Source organism: Streptomyces sp. WG5 (genome assembly GCF_049974565.1).
GTDB lineage: Bacteria > Actinomycetota > Actinomycetes > Streptomycetales > Streptomycetaceae > Streptomyces.
In genome coordinates this window covers 1-19,308 of the sequence record NZ_JBNGGC010000048.1, presented here as the reverse complement: position 1 = coordinate 19,308, position 19,308 = coordinate 1, and the positions used below count along the sequence as shown (strand labels likewise).

Annotated in this window: 1 protein-coding gene; it reads left to right on the top strand. The window is 75.9% G+C overall.

The genetic code is table 11. The features are described 5' to 3' along the window. Positions 1-151: 151 nt before the first annotated feature. Positions 152-19,308, top strand: a 19,157-nt coding sequence (locus ACP4IX_RS33450; protein WP_426558250.1) for an amino acid adenylation domain-containing protein, incomplete at its 3' end; no start/stop codon positions are given.

Below are 19,308 nucleotides of genomic sequence, written 5' to 3'. Positions count from 1 at the left end.
AACTCGCCGTGCTAGACACCCTGGTGAGAGCCCGTCACCAGGGTCACGGATCGGCCGGCACGGTGCATGCCGTGGGCACCGGGGTCGTCCCGGTCCGGTACCGAGGCCGGGCCGCGATCACCGCTCATCCGCACGCCTGGGAGTTACGCACGTGCTAGACGACCACCCTCGTGGCCTGCCGCTGACCCCGGGACAGTCGGGCGTCTGGTTCGGCCAGCAGCTGGCGCCGGAGAGCCGCGCCTACAACCTCGGTGTCTACGTCGACATCACCGGTCCGCTCGACCTCGCGCTGCTGGCCGAGGCGACGCGCCGATTCCTCGACGAGGCCGACGGGTTCCGCGTCCGGATCGGGGAGCACGAGGGCGAACTGCGCCAGTGGGTCGAACCGGCCGGTGCGTGGGAGCAGCTCTTCGTCGACGTGTCGGCCGAGGCCGACCCCGAGGCCGCGGCACACGCCTGGATGAGGGCCGACATGGAGCGCCCGCGCCTCCTGGGCCACCCGCCGAACCTCACGAGCGCGGTGATCCGCGTCGCCGGGCAGCGCCACTGGTGGTACGCGGGCCTCCACCACCTGATCAGCGACGGATTCGGTGCCGGGATCGCCGTACGGCGTGCGGCGGCCCTCTACACCGCGCTCCGCGAGGGGCGCGAACCCGTGGGGGGCGCCCTGCGGCCGGTCCGGGAACTGCTGGCCGAGCAGGCGGCCTACCGGGCCTCGGACGACTTCCGCGCCGACCGGGCGTACTGGCTGGAACGGATGGCCGGCCGGCCCGCACCCGCCGGGCTGGTGGATTGGGCAGCGCCGCCTTCCGCCCCGGTGCACCGGCGGACCTCATGGCTGGGCCCCGGGATCGAGTCGGGACTGCGGAAGGTCGCGCGGAGCCGCCGGTCGAGCTGGCCGGCCGCCTTCGTCGCGGGCGTCACCGCCTATCTGCACCGGATGACCGGGGTGGACGACCTGGTGCTGGGCTTCCCGGTCACCGCGCGCGTCGGTTCCGTCGCCCAGACCGCCCCCGGCATGGTGTCCAACGTCGTCCCGCTGCGGCTGAGCGTGGACCCCGGCCTGACGTACGGCGAGCTGACCGCCCGGGTCGCGGCCGAGATGAAGAACGCGGTGCGGCACCAGCGCTATCCGGAGGCCGACCTCACCCGCGACCTCGGTCTCTCCGCGGGGGGCCGTCTCTACGGGCCGCTCGTCAACGTCATGCCGTTCGGCCAGGACTTCACCTTCGCAGGCCTCCACGGCTCCCTGCACCATCTGGCCGTGGGGCCGGTGGCCGACCTGTCGGTCGCCTGCTACGGCGGGCGCCCGGGACAGCGCGGCGCGGTCGAGGTCGCCGTCGACGGCAACCCCGCGCTGTACTCGGCCGGTGAACTGGCCGGACACCACGAGCGGTTCCTGCGGCTGCTGGAGAGGCTCACCGCGGGCGAGGACGCCGCCGCGCGGCCGATCGGCCACGGTGACCTGCTCGACGAGGACGAGCGCCGGCGCCTGCTCGGCGGCTGGTCCGGTGGTTCCGGAACCGCCGGCGATGGCGCCCCGGCCGGGGAGAGCGACACGGAAGGCGCCCCGGGAAACGCCCCGGAGCGGACGTCGGCGGGTGAGCCGGGGGGAGCCCCGGAGAGCGACCCGTGGCGGCTGGTCGCGGCGCAGGCGGCCCGCACTCCGGACGCCGTCGCGGTGACCGCCCGGGGAGCGTCCCTGACGTACGCCGAACTGGTCGGCCGGGTGGCCCGGCTGGCCGGCGTCCTGGCCGGTCACGGAGTGGGGCCGGAGGACCGCGTGGCGCTGGCACTGCCACGCTCGGTGGACCTGGTGGCCGGCGTGCTGGCCTGCCTGCGTTCCGGCGCCGCCTATCTGCCGCTGGACCTGTCGCACCCGGCGGAGCGGCTGGAGCTCATGGTGGCCGAGGCACGGCCGGCCGTCGTCCTGACGACGGCCGAACTGGCCGAGCGGGTGCCGCGGGGGCCGAGACGCGTGCTGACCGACGGGGCGCGGGACGTCGCTCCCGCCGACGCCCCCACCCCTGCGCACGCACCTGTTCACGCACCCGGTCGTGCCCGCGTTCCTGCCCCTGCTGATGCCCGCGCGGAGGCCGACGTCACGGCGCCGCCCGCCGCGGTGCACGGTTCGGCCGCCGCCTACGTCATCTTCACCTCGGGGTCGACGGGACGCCCCAAGGGCGTGGTCGTCCCCCGGTCGGGCCTCGCCAATCTGCTGCTGGACATGGCCGGGCGGACCGGCCTCGGCGCCGGCGACCGCCTGCTCGCCGTGACCACGCTGGGCTTCGACATCGCCAACCTGGAGCTGCTCGCGCCCCTGGTGGCCGGCGCCGCGGTGGTGGTGGCCGGACCCGACGAGACACGCGACCCGGCCCGGCTGCGGCGACTGCTGCTGACCGAGGGCGTCTCGGTGATACAGGCGACGCCGAGCCTGTGGCAGGCCGTGTCCGCGGAGGTCGCCCCCGCCCTCGGCGGCGTCCGCGTCCTCGTCGGCGGCGAGGCGCTGCCGGCCGCACTGGCGCGTGAACTCCTCGCGTCCGCCGCGTCGGTGACCAACGTCTACGGACCCACCGAGACGACGGTCTGGTCGACCGCGGCGGACCTGTCCGCCGAGGACACCGAAGCGGCGACGGTCACCATCGGACGGCCGATCGCCGGCACCGCGGTGTACGTGCTGGACGGGGCGGCTCGACCCGTGCCGCCCGGCGTGGTGGGCGAGCTGTACATCGCCGGTGCCGGACTGGCGCGCGGGTACGCGGGACGGCCCGGCCTGACCGCCGAGCGCTTCGTGGCCGACCCCTTCGGCGCCCCGGGCACCCGCATGTACCGGACCGGCGACCTCGTACGGTGGACGCCGGACGGCCGGCTCGCCTACGTGGGCCGGGCGGACCAGCAGGTCAAGGTGCGCGGCCACCGTATCGAGCCGGGCGAGATCGAGGCCGTGCTCGAGCGGCAGCCGGGCGTGGACCGTGCCGCGGTCGTGCTCCGCGAGGACACGCCGGGCCGGCGGCAGCTGACGGCGTACCTCGTCCCGCGCACGGAACAGGTGGCAGGCGCGGAGGAGCTGGCCGCGGCGTTGGCGCGGAGCCTCCCCCCGTACATGGTGCCCGCCGCCTTCGTGCCCCTCCCGGAACTGCCCCTGACGGCGAACGGCAAGCTCGACCGGGCCGCGCTGCCCGCGCCGGCGGCGGCCGTCCCCGGTGGCGGCCGGACGCCGCGGAACGCGGTCGAGGAGACCCTCTGCCGGCTCCGCGCCGACCTGCTCGGCACACCGGGCGCGAGCATCGACGACGACTTCTTCGCCCTCGGCGGCGACAGCATCTCGGCGATGCGCCTGGTCGCCGTCGCACGCCGCGAGGGACTGACCCTCGCCCTGCGCGACGTGTTCGAGCACCCGACCGTGGCGGACCTCGCCACCCGCGCGCTCCCGCGGGAGGACGCCACGGGCGACGCCTCCTCGGTACCGGAGCCCTCGGACGCCGCCCTGTTCGCCGAGGCGGAACTCGGGCGCCTGCGCGCCCGCTACCCGCGGCTCTCGGACGCCCTGCCCCTGACCCCCGTGCAACAGGGCCTGCTGTTCCAGTCCCTGCACGACGCGCAGGCCGCCGGGGACGACGACTACACCGTGCAGCTCGGCTTCACGGTCGAGGGCCCGCTGGACGGGCACCGGCTGCGTGCGGCCTGGCACGCCCTGGTGCGCAGGCACCCCGTCCTGCGCTCCGCGTTCGTCGCCGACGCCGCCGACGTACCGGCGCAGGTGGTGCTCGACGACGTCGAGCTGCCCTGGCGCGACGTGGACCTCGCACACGCGCCCACGGACACCGGCGAGCGGGAGCGGGACCGGCGGCTGCGGCAGGTCGCCGCCGAGGAGCGGGCCGGACGCTTCGACCTGGCACGCCCCCCGCTGCTGCGGGTCGCCCTGGTGCGGCTCGCCCCCGAGCGGCACGCCGTGCTCTTCACCCACCACCACATGCTGCTCGACGGATGGTCGCTGCCCCTGCTGGGCCGAGAGCTGTTCGCGCTGTACCACGACGAGCCCCTGCCTCCGGTGACCCCGCCCCGCGCGTACCTGTCGTGGCTCGGGCGGCAGGACCGCGACGCGGCCCGCGCCGAGTGGAGCGCCGCGCTCGACGGGCTCGACGCACCGACGGTCCTCGTGCCGGACGCCGCCCAAGCGGCGGAGCCGGCGCAGGGCCGGTACACCGTCGACCTGCCGGCCGGCACCACCGACGCCCTGCGGGACCTGGCCGCCGCGCACGGCCTCACCCTCAACACCGTCGTCCAGGGCGCCTGGGCCCTCCTCCTGGCCGGGCTGACCGGGCGCGACGACGTCGTGTTCGGCACCACCGTCGCCAGCCGTCCCGCCGAGATCGACGGGGCCGAGTCCATGGTCGGGCTGTTCGTCGACACCGTCCCCGTGCGCGTACGGCTGCGCCCGGCGGACGACCTGCTCGGCGTCCTGCGCGGGATGCAGCACCGGCAGTCGCGCCGCGCGGGCGCCGCGCACCTGGGCCTGCCGGACATCACCCGCCCGACCGGGCTCGACCGGCTCTTCGACACCGTCCTGACCTTCGAGAACTTCCCCGTCGACCCGGCCGCCTTCCGGCCGGGCCCCGGCCTCGGCATCACCGACCCGCACGTCCACGCGGGCACCCACTACCCGCTGACCCTGCTGGTGGTGCCGGAGACCGCCGGGCTCAGCCTGCGGTTCGGCTACCGGACCGGCGTCTTCTCGCCCGAGGACATCGCCCTCATCGGTGAACGGCTGGTGCGGTTGCTCCAAGGTCCGGTCGCCGACCCCGACCGGACCGTCGGCACCGTCGACGTGCTCCTCCCGGAGGAGCGGCGGCAGGTGCTGGCGGAGTGGAACGACACCGCCGTGCCGGTGCCGCCCGTCACCGTGCCCGAACTGGTCGCGGCACGGGCGGCGGTCACGCCCGACGCGACCGCCGTGGTGTACGGGGACGGCGCGGACGGCACCGAGGAGCTGACGTACGCCGGGTTCGACGCCCGGGTGGCGGCGCTCGCGGCGCTGCTGCGCGAGCGTGGGGCCGTGCCCGAGACCCGGGTGGCGGTCGCCGTGCCGCGTTCGGCGGACCTGCTCGTCGCCGTCCACGCCGTGCTGCGCGCGGGCGCGGTGTACGTGCCGGTGGACCCGGACCTGCCGGCGGAGCGGATCGGGCTGCTGCTGGACGACGCGGCACCGGCCTGCGTCCTCACCACGCCCGGCCCCGTCGAGCGGTTCCCCCGCCTGGGCGGCCCGGACACGATCCTCCTCGGGGACGGCGCGCCCGCCGGTGACGGCGGAGCGCTGTCGTCGCCGGTCCCCGTGGCGCCCGGCTCGGCCGCGTACATGATCTTCACCTCGGGCTCGACGGGCCGCCCGAAGGGCGTCGTCGTCTCCCACGAGGCCCTCGCCAACCGGGTGCTGGGCATGCAGCGGGAGTTCGCCCTGACCGCCGACGACCGGGTGCTGCACAAGACACCCGTCGGGTTCGACGTGTCCGTGTGGGAGCTGCTGTGGCCGCTGACCACGGGCGCCGCGGTGGTCGTGGCACGCCCCGGCGGGCACCGCGACCCGCAGTACCTGGCGGCGGCCGTCGAGACCCACCGGGTGACGACGGTGCACTTCGTCCCGTCGATGCTCCGGATGTTCCTCGACGTCCTCGACGAGCCCGCCGCGGCCGCGACGGCGGCCGGGCTGCGGCGCGTGATCTGCAGCGGCGAGGCGCTCCCGGCCGAACTCGCCGACACCTGCCTCGGCCTCCTCGGCGTCCCGTTGTTCAACCTGTACGGGCCCACCGAGGCGGCCATCGACGTCACCCGGTGGAGCTGCCTCCCCGCCGGGGCGGGCACCACGGTCCCTGTCGGGGCCGGGGCCACGGTCCCCATCGGCCGTCCGGTGGACAACACCCGGGTGTACGTGCTCGACGCGGCGCTGAGGCCGGTGGCCCCGGGCGTCGCGGGTGAGCTGTACCTGGCGGGACGCCAGCTCGCCCGCGGTTACCCGGCGCTGCCCGGAACGACCGCGCTCCGCTTCGTGGCCGACCCCTTCGGACCCGCCGGCAGCCGCATGTACCGCACCGGCGACCTGGCGCGGTGGCGCCGCGACGGCACGCTGGAGTACCTGGGCCGGACCGATCACCAGGTCAAGATCCGAGGAGTGCGCGCCGAGCCGGCGGAGATCGAGGCCGCGCTCGCCGGGCACCCGGCGGTGAGCCGGGCCGCGGTGATCGTCCGGGAGGACGAGCCGGGCCGACGACAGCTCACCGCCTACGTGGTGCCGGCCGTCCACGGGCGTGACACGGACGGGCCCGGGGCCGAGCAGGCACAGGCGCAGGTTCAGGAGTGGAACGCCGTCTGGGAGTCGGTCTACGCGCCCGCCGCCCGGACACCGTCCGCACCGGACGCCGCCGCGGAGCTTCGGGCCGGCGAACCCCCCGCCTTCGGCGACGACTTCTCCAGCTGGGACAGCAGTTACGACGGCCGTCCCCTCCCTCACCGGGAGATGAGCCGCTGGCGCGACGCGACCGTGGAGCGGATCCGCGCCCTGCGTCCCGTACGCCTGCTGGAGATCGGCGTCGGTGCGGGCCTGCTGCTGTCGCGGCTCGCCGGGGACACCGAGACCTACTGGGCGACCGACTTCTCCGCCGAGGTGATCGGCACGCTGCGCGACCGGCTGCCCGGCCGCCTCGCCGGCCGCGTCACCCTGCGGCACCGGGAGGCGGACGACACCGAGGGCCTGCCCACCGGGTTCTTCGACACCGTCGTACTGAACTCGGTGATCCAGTACTTCCCGGACGCCGGCTACCTGGACCGGGTGATCCGCGCCGTCGCGCCGCTGCTGGCACCCGGCGGGCGGATCTTCGTCGGTGACGTACGGGACCTGCGGGCCGCCCGCGTCTTCGAGACGGAGAAGCACCTCGTCCGCCTCCCCGCGGGCCGGCACACCGGCACCGCGGCGCTGCGCCGGTCCATAGGCAGGGCCCTGCTGAACGAGAACGAACTCCTCGTCGACCCCGCCTGGTTCACCGGACGGACCGGTCCCGACAGCCCCTTCACCGCCGCGGACGTCCAGGTGAAGCGGGGCGGGTACCGCAACGAACTGAGCCGCTACCGCTACGACGTCGTCCTGCACACGGACCCGGCAGCCGTGGCGGCCGAGGCGGAGCCGTCGGCCGACAGCCACGACGCCGGCGAGGGCACGGACCTGGACGGGCTGCGGCACATCCTGTCCACGGCCCGCCCGGCTCGGCTCCGCGTCTGCGGGCTCTCCGACGAGCGCACCGCCCGGCAGGTCCTGGCGGCCCGGCGGCTGGACGAGGGGACCGAACCCGCCCGCGCCGCGCGCGTCCTCGCCGACGACGTCCCGGTGCCCGGCGCGGTGGACCCCGAGGACCTGTACGCCCTCGCCGGGGAACTGGGCTACCGCGTGGCCGTGGCGCCGTCGGTGACCGGCCCCGGCGCGGTGGACGCCGTCTTCCGGCGCACGGACACCCCGGACTCCCCGACCGGTGAGGTCACCCCGGACGCCGTGACCGGGCAGCCCGCCACCCCGGACGCCGCCGTGACCGGTGACGTGCTGTGCGCCTACCAGCCCGCGACGGAGTCCCTCCCCGCCCCGGCACGGCGCACCAACGAGCCGGGTCTCGCCCGCAGGCTCGCCGTGCTCCCGGCCGAACTGCGGACCCTCGCCGAACGCACTCTGCCGGAGGCCCTCGTGCCCGCCGCCTTCGTGGTGCTGGCGGAGCTGCCGCTCACCGCGAACGGCAAGCTGGACCGCGCCGCCCTCCCGACGCCGGACTTCGCGGCCGCACCGGACAGCCGGGCGCCGCGCGACGCGACCGAGCAGGCCCTGTGCACCGCCTTCGCCCAGCTGCTGGGCCTCCCGCACGTGGGCATCGACGACAGCTTCTTCGGACTGGGCGGCGACAGCGTGCTGGCCATGCGGCTGGTGGGCGCCGCGCGCCGGGCGGGGATCGGCCTGGCCGTCCGCGACGTCTTCGCGCACCCCACCGTCGCGGCCCTCGCCTCCGTGGCGCGGGAGGCCGGGGCCACCGGCGCCACCGAAGCGCCGGAAGCGACGGGCGAGGAGCCCCTGCCGCCGCTGCCGGCGCCGGTGCGTGAGCGGCTGGCCGCCCCGTACCCGGGCCCGGCGGACATGCCGGTCCTCCCGCTGACACCGTTGCAGGAGGGGCTGCTCTTCGAGTCCCTGGCCGCCGCGCAGGCCGCCCAGGCGGGCGAGGCCGGGGAGGACGGCCGGGCCCGGGTGGACGACTACACCGTCCAGCTGTCGCTCACGCTGGAGGGCCCCCTCGACCCGGCCCGGCTGCGCACCGCCTGGACCCGGCTGCTGGCCCGGCACGGCAGCCTGCGGGCCGCCTTCGTGCACGACGCGGACGCGGGCCCGGTGCAGATCGTCACCGGCGAGGCGGAACCGCCCTGGCGGGAGACGGACCTGTCCACGACCGACGGGCCGGAGCGGGAGGCGCGGCTCGCCGGGCTGCGGACCGCGGAGCGGCAGACACCGTTCGACCCGGCGCGGCCGCCGCTGCTGCGCGTGGCGCTGGCACGCCTGGCCCCGCACCGGCACACCATGATCGTGACCTACCACCACATCCTGCTCGACGGCTGGTCGCAGCCGCTGCTGCTGAACGAACTGCTGACCGCCTACGCCGAGCCGGACTCCCTCCCCCCGGCACCCCAGTTCGAGCGGTACCTGTCCTGGCTCGCCCGGCAGGACAAGGACGCGGCACGGCAGGCGTGGCGGCAGGCGCTCGACGGCGCCGAACCGACCCTCGTGGTGCCGGTGACCGGCAGCCGGACCGGCCACGACGACACCGGCGGTACGGCCTCCGCACCCGGGCACGAGGTCGTGGAGCGCCTGCTGCCGCCGGACCTGACGTCCCGGCTGACCGCGCACTGCCGCCGCCACGACCTGACACCGGCCACCCTGGTGCAGGGCGTGTGGGCCACCCTGATCGGCGCGCTGACGGGTCGCGACGACGTCGTCCTCGACGCTCCGAACGCGGGCCGCCCGGCCGACGTCGAGGACGTGGAGTCCGTCATCGGCCTGTTCATCAGCACCGTTCCCGTGCGGGTGCGTCTCGACCCGGTGCGGCCGATGGCCGCCGTCCTGCGCCGGCTGCAGGACGAGCAGTCCCGCCTCGCCGCCCACCAGCACCTCGGACTGCCGGAGATCCAGCGGCAGACCGGGGCCGGAGCGCTCGCCGACACGATGGTGGTGTTCCTCAACGTGCCGCTGGACCCGGCCGTGTTCCGGCCGGCGGACGGCGTCCGGGTCTCCGCCGTCGACGGGGCAGTGGCCACGAACTACCCGCTGCGGCTGCTCGCCGCCCCCGGCGAGCGGATGCACCTCACCCTCGGTTACCACACCTCCGCCTACGGCCGGGCCGCCGCCGACGCGCTCATGGACCGGCTGGTGCGCCTCTTCGAGGAGCTCGGCGACGGCCTGGACCGGCCCGCCGGCCGCGCCGGAGTCCTCACCCCGCGCGAACGCGGCCGCCTGCTGACCGCCTGGCAGGGAGCACAGGACGGGACCACGGCGGCCGGCACGGTCACCGGCGTCCTCGAGGACCGGGCGGCCACCGCCCCCGACGCCCCGGCGGTTGTCTTCGGGGACGAGCGGCTCACCCACCGCGCACTGCACGCCCGCGCCAACCGCCTCGCCCGCCTGCTCGTCGCCCGGGGCGCCGGGCCCGAACGGACCGTCGCCGTCGCGGTGCCCCGCTCCCCGGACCTGGTGGTGGCCCTGCTGGCGGTCCTCAAGGCCGGCGCGGCGTACCTCCCGGTGGACCCCGGTTACCCGGCGGACCGCATCGCGCACATGCTCGGCGACGCCGGGCCGGTGACGGTGCTGACCACCACCGAGGCGGCCGTGTCGCTCCCCGAGGACGTCCGCTCCGGCGCCGTACGGCTCGACGATCCGGACACCGGACGCGCGCTGCGCGCCCTGCCGGACGGCGACCCCACCGACGACGAGCGCACCGCGCCCCTGCGGCCCGGCCACCCGGCCTACGTCATCCACACCTCGGGTTCCACCGGGCGGCCCAAAGCGGTCGTGGTGCCGCACGAGGGAGTCGCCGCCTACTTCTCGTACCTGACGTCCGGGGTCGCCCGGCTCGGCCCCGACGACGTCGTGCTCAACCTGGCGTCCGTCTCCTTCGACCCCTCGGTGCGCGACATCCTCGGCACCCTGGCCGCCGGCGGGCGCGTCGTCATGGTGCCGCCCCACGAGGCCAACGACGCCCGCGCCCTCGTCCGCGCCATGCACCGCCACCGGGTCACCGCGCTGCTCTCCGTCGTACCGTCCCTGCTGGCCGCCCTGAACGAGGAGGCGGCACAGCTGCCCGCCGGCGGACGCCCCTCCCCGCGGTTGGTGATGACCTGCGGCGAAGCGCTCACCGAAGGCCATCTCCGGCAGACGGCCGCCCTCGGGAACCCGCTGGTCGTCAACCAGTACGGGCCCACCGAGGCGACCATGAGCAGCACCTTCCAGGCGGTGGACGAGCCCGGGGCACCGCGGGCCGGCGGACGCTTCCTGATCGGCCGTCCCCGCCCGGGCGTCCGCGCCTACGTCCTGGACCACCGCCTGCGCATGGTCCCCGCCGGAACGCCCGGCGAGCTCTACCTGGCCGGTCCCGGCGTCACCCGGGGTTACGCGGGCCGCCCCGGTCCGTCCGCCGAGCGCTTCCTCGCCGACCCGTACGGCGGGCCCGGCACCCGCATGTACCGCACGGGCGACCTGGCCCGCTGGACCGCGGACGGCCGCCTGGACCACCTCGGCCGCGCCGACCACCAGGTCAAGGTGCGCGGCCACCGCGTCGAACTCGGCGAGGTCGAGGCGTTCCTGGAGAGCCACGGGGCGGTCGCCCGCGCCGTCGCGGACGTACGCCGGGACACCCCCGACGGCGACCTCCGACTGGTCGCCTACGTCGTCCCGGAGACCGGGACCGGAACCGTGACCGGGCCCGAGAGCGTCCCGGCCCCGGCCGAGCTGCGCCGCCACGCCGCGGCCGGCCTGCCCGGCTACATGGTGCCCTCCGCGTTCGTCGTCCTGGACCGGCTGCCGCTCACCCCCAACGGCAAGGTCGACCGCCGTGCCCTGCCCGGTCCCGGTGCCGCGGACGGCTCCGCGGCGGACGGCGGGCGCGAGGCGCGCACGCCGCTCGAGGAAGTGCTGTGCGGCCTGTACGCGCGGCTCCTCGGTGCCGGCCGGATCGGCATCGACGACAGCTTCTTCGAGCTGGGCGGACACTCGCTGCTCGCCACCCGCCTCGTCGCCCGCATACGCGACGCGCTCGGCGCCGACCTCCCGGTCCGCGCCGTCTTCGAGGCCCCCACGGTCGCGGAACTCGCCGAACGCGTCACCGCCGCCGCCGGCACCCCGTCCCGTCCCCGCCCCACCGCCGGCCCCAGGCCCGACGAGATCCCGCTGTCCTCCGCCCAGCGCCGCCTGTGGTTCCTGCACCAGCTCGCCGAGGGTGCCACGGACGGCTACGTCATGCGGGTGGTGCTGCGGCTGCGCGGTCCCCTCGACCTCCCCGCGCTGCGCGCCGCCCTCGCCGACCTGACCGCCCGCCACGAGGCGCTGCGCACCGTCTTCCCCGACACCGACGGCCGCCCCCGCCAGGAGATCCTGGACGCCGGTGCCGAGCAGACCCGCCCGGAACCGGTCGCGGTCCGCGTCGCGGAGGCGGACCTGACCGCGGAACTGGAGCGGACCGTTGGCCGGCCCTTCGACCTGGCCACCGAGATCCCGCTGCGGGCGGCCCTGTTCGAGCTGGGGGAGGGCGATCACGTCCTGGCACTGGTGCTGCACCACATCGCCGCCGACGGTTGGTCGTTCGGACCGCTGGCGGCCGACCTGTCCACCGCCTACCGCAGCCGTACGCGGGGACAGGCGCCCGACTGGGCCCCGCTGCCCGTCCAGTACGCCGACTACAGCCTGTGGCAGCACGACCTGCTCGCCGACGACGGCGCGGACGGGGTGACGGGCCGGCAGCTCGCGCACTGGCGGCAGCGGCTCGCGGACCTGCCCGACCGCATCGACCTGCCCGTGGACCCCACCGCCGCCGCGTCCGGTGTCCCCAGCACCGGCGCACCGGACGCCACCGCCCTCGTCGCACCGGGTGACTCCGCCGGCACCGCACCCGGCGGCTCGTACCTCTTCCGCATCCCGGCACCGCTCCACGCCCGCCTGGCGGAGCTGGCCCGCGAGCACTCCGCCACCGTCTTCATGACGCTCCAGGCCGCACTCGCCGCGCTGCTGACCCGCCTCGGCTCCGGTACGGACATCCCGCTCGGCACGGCCGTGGCCGGGCGCGGCGACGAGGTGCTGGAGGACCTCGTCGGATGTTTCGTCAACACGCTCGTCCTGCGCACCGACACCAGCGGCGACCCGGACTTCCACGAGCTGCTGCGGCGGGTGCGGGAGACCGACCTCACCGCCTACGCCCACCAGGACGTGCCCTTCGAGCGCCTCGTCGACGACCTGGACGTGACCCGCTCCCTGGACCGCAACCCGCTGTTCCAGGTGATGCTGGCCGCCCAGCCCGAGCTCACCCGTGACGCCGTGGAACTCCCCGGCCTCACCACCGAGCTGATCCGCGTCGGCGCCGCCACCGCCCGCTTCGACCTCTCCTTCAACATGGCCGAACACCGCACCGCCGAAGGCGCTCCGGACGGGATCGCCGGCCGTGTCGAGTACCGCGCGGACCGCTTCACCCCCGCGGCGGTACGGCTCCTCACCCGGCGCTGGACCCGGCTCCTGGAGTCCTTCGCCGACGACCCGGACCTCACCGTGTCCCGGGCCGCCACCACCTCCGCCGACGAACGCCGGCGGGTACTCACCGACTGGAACGACACCGCCATGGACGTCCCGTCCGCCACCGTGCCCGAACTCCTCGCCGACCGCGTCGCGCGCACCCCGCACGCCGACGCCGTCGTCTGCGGTGCCGACCGCCTCACCTACGTGCAGCTGGACACCCGCGTCGACGCCCTCGCCCGCCGCCTGCGCGCGGTCGGGGCCGGACCGGAGCGCCGCGTCGCGGTGCTCGTCCCGCGCTCGACCGGCCTGCCGGTGGCCCTGCACGCGGTCCTGCGCACCGGTGCCGCGTACGTGCCCGTGGACCCCGGCCTCCCCGCCGAGCGCATCGCCCTGCTGCTCGCCGACACCGACCCGGTGTGCGTGGTGACCACGCGGGAGGCGCGCGGCCTGCTGCCCTCCGCCGTGCGGGCCCCGGTCCTGCTGCTCGACGGGACGCCCGGACCGCAGGACGACGCCTCCGGGCCCGCCGCCGGGTTCACGGCGCCGCACCACGACAGCACCGCCTACGTCATCCACACCTCCGGCTCGACGGGGCGCCCCAAGGGCGTCGCCGTCCCGCACCGGGCCGTCGTCAACCGTCTGTGGGGCATGCAGGAGCAGTACGGTCTGCGGTCCGACGACCGGGTGCTGCACAAGGCCTCCGCCGGTTTCGACGTCTCCGTGTGGGAGCTGTTCTGGCCGGTGCTCGCCGGCGCCGCCGTGGTCGTCGCCGAGCCCGAGGCGCACCGTGACCCCGCCCGGCTCGCCGAGCTGATACGGGACCGGTCCGTCACCACCGCGCACTTCGTGCCGACCGTCCTGCGCTCCTTCCTGGACCAGCCGGCCGCCGGCGGCTGCACCGGGCTGCGCCGGGTCTTCTCGGGCGGCGAGGCCCTGCCCGCCGACCTCGTACGGCGCTTCCACGACGTGCTCGGCGCCTCGGGCGTGGCTCTGTTCAACCAGTACGGGCCCACCGAGACCACCATCGACGTCACCTGGTGGCGCTGCCCCGCCGACCCCGAGGGCCCGCCGCCGCTCGGCCGGCCGGTCGCCAACACCCGCCTGTACGTCCTCGACGCGGCCCTGGAGCCGGTGCCGCCGGGCGCCTCCGGCGAGCTGTGGATCGCCGGCGCCCAGCTGGCCCGCGGCTACCTGGGCCGCCCCGGCGCCACGGCGGAGAGCTTCGTCGCCGACCCCTTCGGCCCGCCCGGCGCCCGGATGTACCGCAGCGGCGACCTCGCCCGCTGGACGGAGAACGGCGAACTGGAGTACCTGGGCCGCGTCGACGACCAGGTCAAGGTCGGCGGCGTGCGCGTCGAGCCGGGCGAGGCCGCGGCCGCGCTCGGCGAGCACGAGGGCGTGAGCGCCGCCGTGGTAGTGGCCCACGAGGCTCCCTCCGGCGGCCGGCGCCTGGTCGGCTACGTCGTGCCCGAGCGGGGGCGCACCCTGGACGGCGGACAGGTGCGCCGCCGGGCCGCCGACACCCTGCCCGAGTACCTGGTCCCCGCCGAGATCATGGTGCTCGACGCCTTCCCCGTCACCCCCAACGGGAAGCTGGACCGCGCCGCCCTGCCCAGGCCCGATGCCACCGGCACGGCGGACGGAGGACGCGCACCGCGCACCCCGGCCGAGGAGATCCTCCGCGGCATCTTCGCCGAACTGCTCGGCATCGATGCCGCGAGCGTGGGCGCGGACGACGGGTTCTTCGCGCTGGGCGGGGACAGCATCATGTCGATCCAGCTGGTCAGCCGGGCACGGCGGGCGGGCCTGGTCCTCACCCCGCGCGACGTCTTCACCCACCAGACGGTGGCCGCGCTCGCGCGGGTCGGCGGACGAGCGGACGACCGCCCGGCCGCCCGCGCCGAGGACGACGGGACCGGACCCGTCGAACTCACCCCGATCGTCCACCGGTTGCGCGAGCGCCGGGGACCCGTCGACGCCTTCCACCAGTCCGTGGTGCTCCGGGTGCCGGCGGGGCTGGGGGAGGGGCGGCTGAGGGCGGCGGTGCAGGCGCTGCTGGACCACCACGACGCCCTGCGGCTGCGGCTGACCCGGACGGCGGGCGGACTGGTCTGGGCGTTGGAGGTGGGGGAGCGGGGTTCGGTGGACGCTGCCGGGTCCGTCCGCCGGGTGCCTCTCGCCGATGCCGTTGTGGCGGAGGAGGCGCGGGCGGCGGTGGCGCGGCTGGCGCCGGAGTCGGGCGTGATGGTGCAGGTGGTGTGGTTCGACGCGGGCGCGGAGGCGTCGGGCCGGTTGCTGGTGGTGGTGCACCACCTGGCGGTGGACGGGGTGTCGTGGCGGGTCCTGCTGCCGGATCTGCGGCAGGCGTGGGAGTCGGTGGCGGCCGGTGGGCCGGTGCGGCTGGACCCGGTGGGCACGTCGTTCCGGCGCTGGGCGGGACTGCTCGGCGAGCGGGCACAGGACCCGGCGCTGCTGGAGGAACTCCCCTACTGGACCGACACGTTCGCGGCCCCGGAGCCGCCGCTCGGTTCCCGCCCGCTGAACCCCGTGCAGGACACGGTGGGCACGGCGCGGCAGCTCACGGTGACGCTGCCCGGGGCGCACACGGCTCCGCTGCTGTCGTCCGTCCCGGCCGCCCTGCACGGCGGGGTCAACGACGTGCTGCTGGGCGCGCTGGCCCTCGCGGTGCGCCAGTGGCGCGAGGCGCGGGGCGTGGACGCCGACGGCGGGGTGCTGGTCGACCTGGAGGGCCACGGCCGTGACAGCGACCGGCCGGACGTGGACCTCTCCCGCACGGTGGGCTGGTTCACCCGCGTCCACCCCGTACGGCTCGACGCCACGGGCGACGATCCCGTGGACGCCGCCAAGCAGGTCAAGGAGCAGCTCGGCCGGGTGCCGGGCCAGGGCTTCGGCCACGGCCTGCTGCGCTACCTCAACCCGCAGACGGCCCCGCTCCTGACGCACTGCGCCCGGCCGCAGATCGGCTTCAACTACCTCGGCCGTACGACCACGTCCCTGGACTCCCAGGCCCCGTCCGGGTCCGGAGGGGCCGACGGAAGCGCCGACTGGACGGTGGCCGACGACGCGCACGGACTGGGCGCCGGCACCGACCCCGCCACCCCGCTGCTGCACGCGCTCGACGTCAACGCGGTCGCGGTCGACGGCGCGGACGGCCCGGTGCTGTCGGCGACGTTCTCGTGGGCGGGCGGTCTGCTCGACGAGGCGGAGGTGCGGGAGCTGGCCGAGCGGTGGCTGCGGGCGCTGGAGACCCTCGCGGGCACGGATGCCGGGGCCGGCGGCCACACGCCGTCCGACTTCCCCCTCGTACCCGCCCTCACCCAGGAGCAGGTGGAAGCCCTGGAGGCCGCGTACCCCGGCCTGGAGGACGTCCTCCCGCTCTCCCCGCTCCAGCAGGGCCTGCTCTTCCACGCCGTCTACGACGGCGGCGAGAGCGACGTCTACACCCCGCAGCTCTGCCTGGACCTCGAAGGTCCGCTCGACGCGGACGCGCTGAAGGCCGCCTGCACGGCGCTGCTGGCCCGGCACGCCAACCTGCGGGCCGCGTTCGTCCACGACATCACGGACACCCCCGTCCAGGTGATCGCCCGCGATCCCCGACTCCCGTGGCTGACGGCCGACCTGAGCGCCCTGCCCGAAACCGCGCAGGCCGCGGAGAGCGACCGGATCGCGGACGCGGAGCTCGCCGAGCGCTTCGACCCGGCGCGCCCGCCGCTGCTGCGGGCCGCCCTGCTCCGCCTCGGCGACGAACGCCACCGACTCGTCCTGACACACCATCACCTCCTGCTGGACGGCTGGTCGGTGCCCGTCCTGGCCCGTGATCTGTTCGCCCTGTACGCGGCCGGGGGACCGGCGGTCACGCTGCCCCGGGTCGCCCCGTACGGCGACTACCTGCGCTGGCTGGCCGCGCAGGACCGCGACGACGCGCACGCCGCCTGGGCGCGGGCCCTGGACGGGGTGGACGAGCCCACACTCGTCGCCCCCGCCGCCTCCGACCGGCCGGCGCCGGCCGCCCGCCCCGGACGGGTGCACCCCGAGCTCCCCGAGGGCCTCGCCACCCGCCTCGTCACGTGGGCCAGGTCCCGCGGGCTCACCGTCAACACGGTCCTCCAGGGCGCCTGGGCGCTGCTGCTGTCCCGGCTGACCGGCCGTGACGACGTGGTCTTCGGCACGACGGTGTCCGGCCGGCCGCCGGAGGTGCCCGGCATCGAGACCATGGCGGGCCTGTTCATCAACACCCTGCCCGTCAGGGCGCGGCTGGACCAGGACCGGACCCTCGAGGAACTGCTGCGCGGCCTCCAGGACGAGCAGGCCGGGCTGATGGCCCACCAGTACCTGGGTCTGAGCGACATCCAGAGCCTCGCGGGCCTGCCCCGGCTGTTCGACTCGGCCATGGTCTACGAGAACTATCCGGTCGACGAGAAGGCCACGGCCCTCACCGGCACCTCCCTCACCCTCACCCGCGCGGAGACCCGGGAGGCCGCCCACTACCGGCTCATGCTGATCGCCGCACCGCGCGAGCAGGGGGTGTCCCTGCGCATCGAGTACGCGCCCGCCGCGTTCGGCGACGAGGAGGCACGCGTGCTGGCCGACCGGTTCGTGCGGGTGCTGCGGGCGTTCGTGGACGCCCCCCATCGGCCCGCCGGCACGGTGGACGTGCTGTCGCAGGAGGAGCGGCACCGCGTCCTGGCCGATTGGAACGACGTCGACGCGGACACGGCGAGGGAGGCGGCGAGTGTCGTCGAGGCGTTCGCGGCGCAGGTGGCGCGTACGCCGGAGGCCGTGGCCGTCCGCTGGGACGGCGGTGTGCGGACGTACCGGGAACTCGACGAGCGGGCGGACCGCCTGGCGACGCGGCTGGTGTCCCTGGGGGCCGGTCCGGAGGACCGGGTCGCGCTGCTGATGGAGCGTTCGCCGGAGACCGTGACGGCGATCCTGGGCGTGCTGAAGGCCGGAGCGGCCTACGTGCCCCTCGCCCCCGACCTGCCCGAGGCCAGGCTGGACGAGATGCTGCGGCAGACCGGTGCGTCGGTGGTCGTCACCGACGAGACCCACCGGGGCACGGCGCCCGGCCTGCTGCCCCGAGCCGCCCACTTCCTCGCGGTGACCGACGACGATCCGCGACACGACCACCCGCGACACGACCACCCGCGACACGACGACCCGCGACACGACGACCCGCGACACGACGACCCGCGACACGACGACCCGCGACACGACGACCCGCGACAGGACCCGGTCGTCGTACCTCCCGTGGTGCGCCCCCACCCCGATCACGCCGCCTACGTGATGTTCACGTCGGGCAGCACCGGCGAGCCGAAGGGCGTGACGGCCACCCACCGCGGTGTGGTGAGCCTGGCCACGGACCGTCACTGGACGAGGACGGCGACCGATCGCCCCGTCCGGACGCTGCTGCACTCGCCGTACGGCTTCGACCCGTCCACCTGCGAGCTGTGGACGCCCCTGCTGAACGGCGGGGAGGTCGTGGTGGCCCCGCCCGGCGAGCCCGACGTGGCGGCCATCGCCCGGGCGGTCCGCGAGCACGAGGTCACCCTTCTCCTGCTGACGGCCGGGCTCTTCCGCGTCGTGGCCGAAGAGGACCCGGGCTGCCTCGCCGGCGTCCGCGAGGTGATGGTCGGCGGCGACGTCGTCACCGCCGCGACCGTCCGCCGGGTGCTGGAGCACTGCCCCGACACCGTGGTCACCGACGCGTACGGCCCGACCGAGATCACCGTGTACGCCACCGCCCACACCATGGCCGACCGGCGCTCGGTGCCGTCGACCGTGCCGATCGGCCGGGCCCGTGACGGCATGCGGGCCTACGTGCTCGACGGCCGGCTGCGGCCGGTGCCGCCCGGGGCGCCGGGAGAGCTGTACATCGCCGGTGACGCCCTGGCGCGCGGCTACCTGAACTGGTTCGCGCAGACGGCGGAACGGTTCGTCGCCGATCCGTTCGGTCCGGCCGGTACCCGTATGTACCGCACGGGCGACCTGGTGCGCTGGACCCCGGACGGAGTACTGGAGTTCCTCGGGCGGGCCGACCACCAGGTCAAGATCCGCGGCTTCCGCATCGAACTCGGCGAGATCGAGGCGGCCCTCGGCGAGCAGGACGACGTGGCCGACTCCGTCGTCCTCGTGCACCGGGCACCCACCGGCGCCAAGCACCTGGCCGGCTATGTCGTGCCCGAACCGGGCCGCACCCTCGACACCGACCGGCTGCGCGCCCTGATCGCCGAGCGGCTGCCCGAGTACGCGCTCCCGAGCACCCTGCAGGTCCTGGACGCACTGCCCCTGACCCGGCACGGGAAGCTGGACCGCACCGCCCTCCCGGTGCCGCACCCACAGGGCGCGGGCAACGGCAGGGAGCCCCGCACGGAACGGGAGCGGCTGCTCTGCGCGCTCTTCGCCGACGTGCTGGGCGTGGAGCGGGTCGGCGCGGACGACGGGTTCTTCGCGCTGGGCGGGGACAGCATCATGTCGATCCAGCTGGTCAGCCG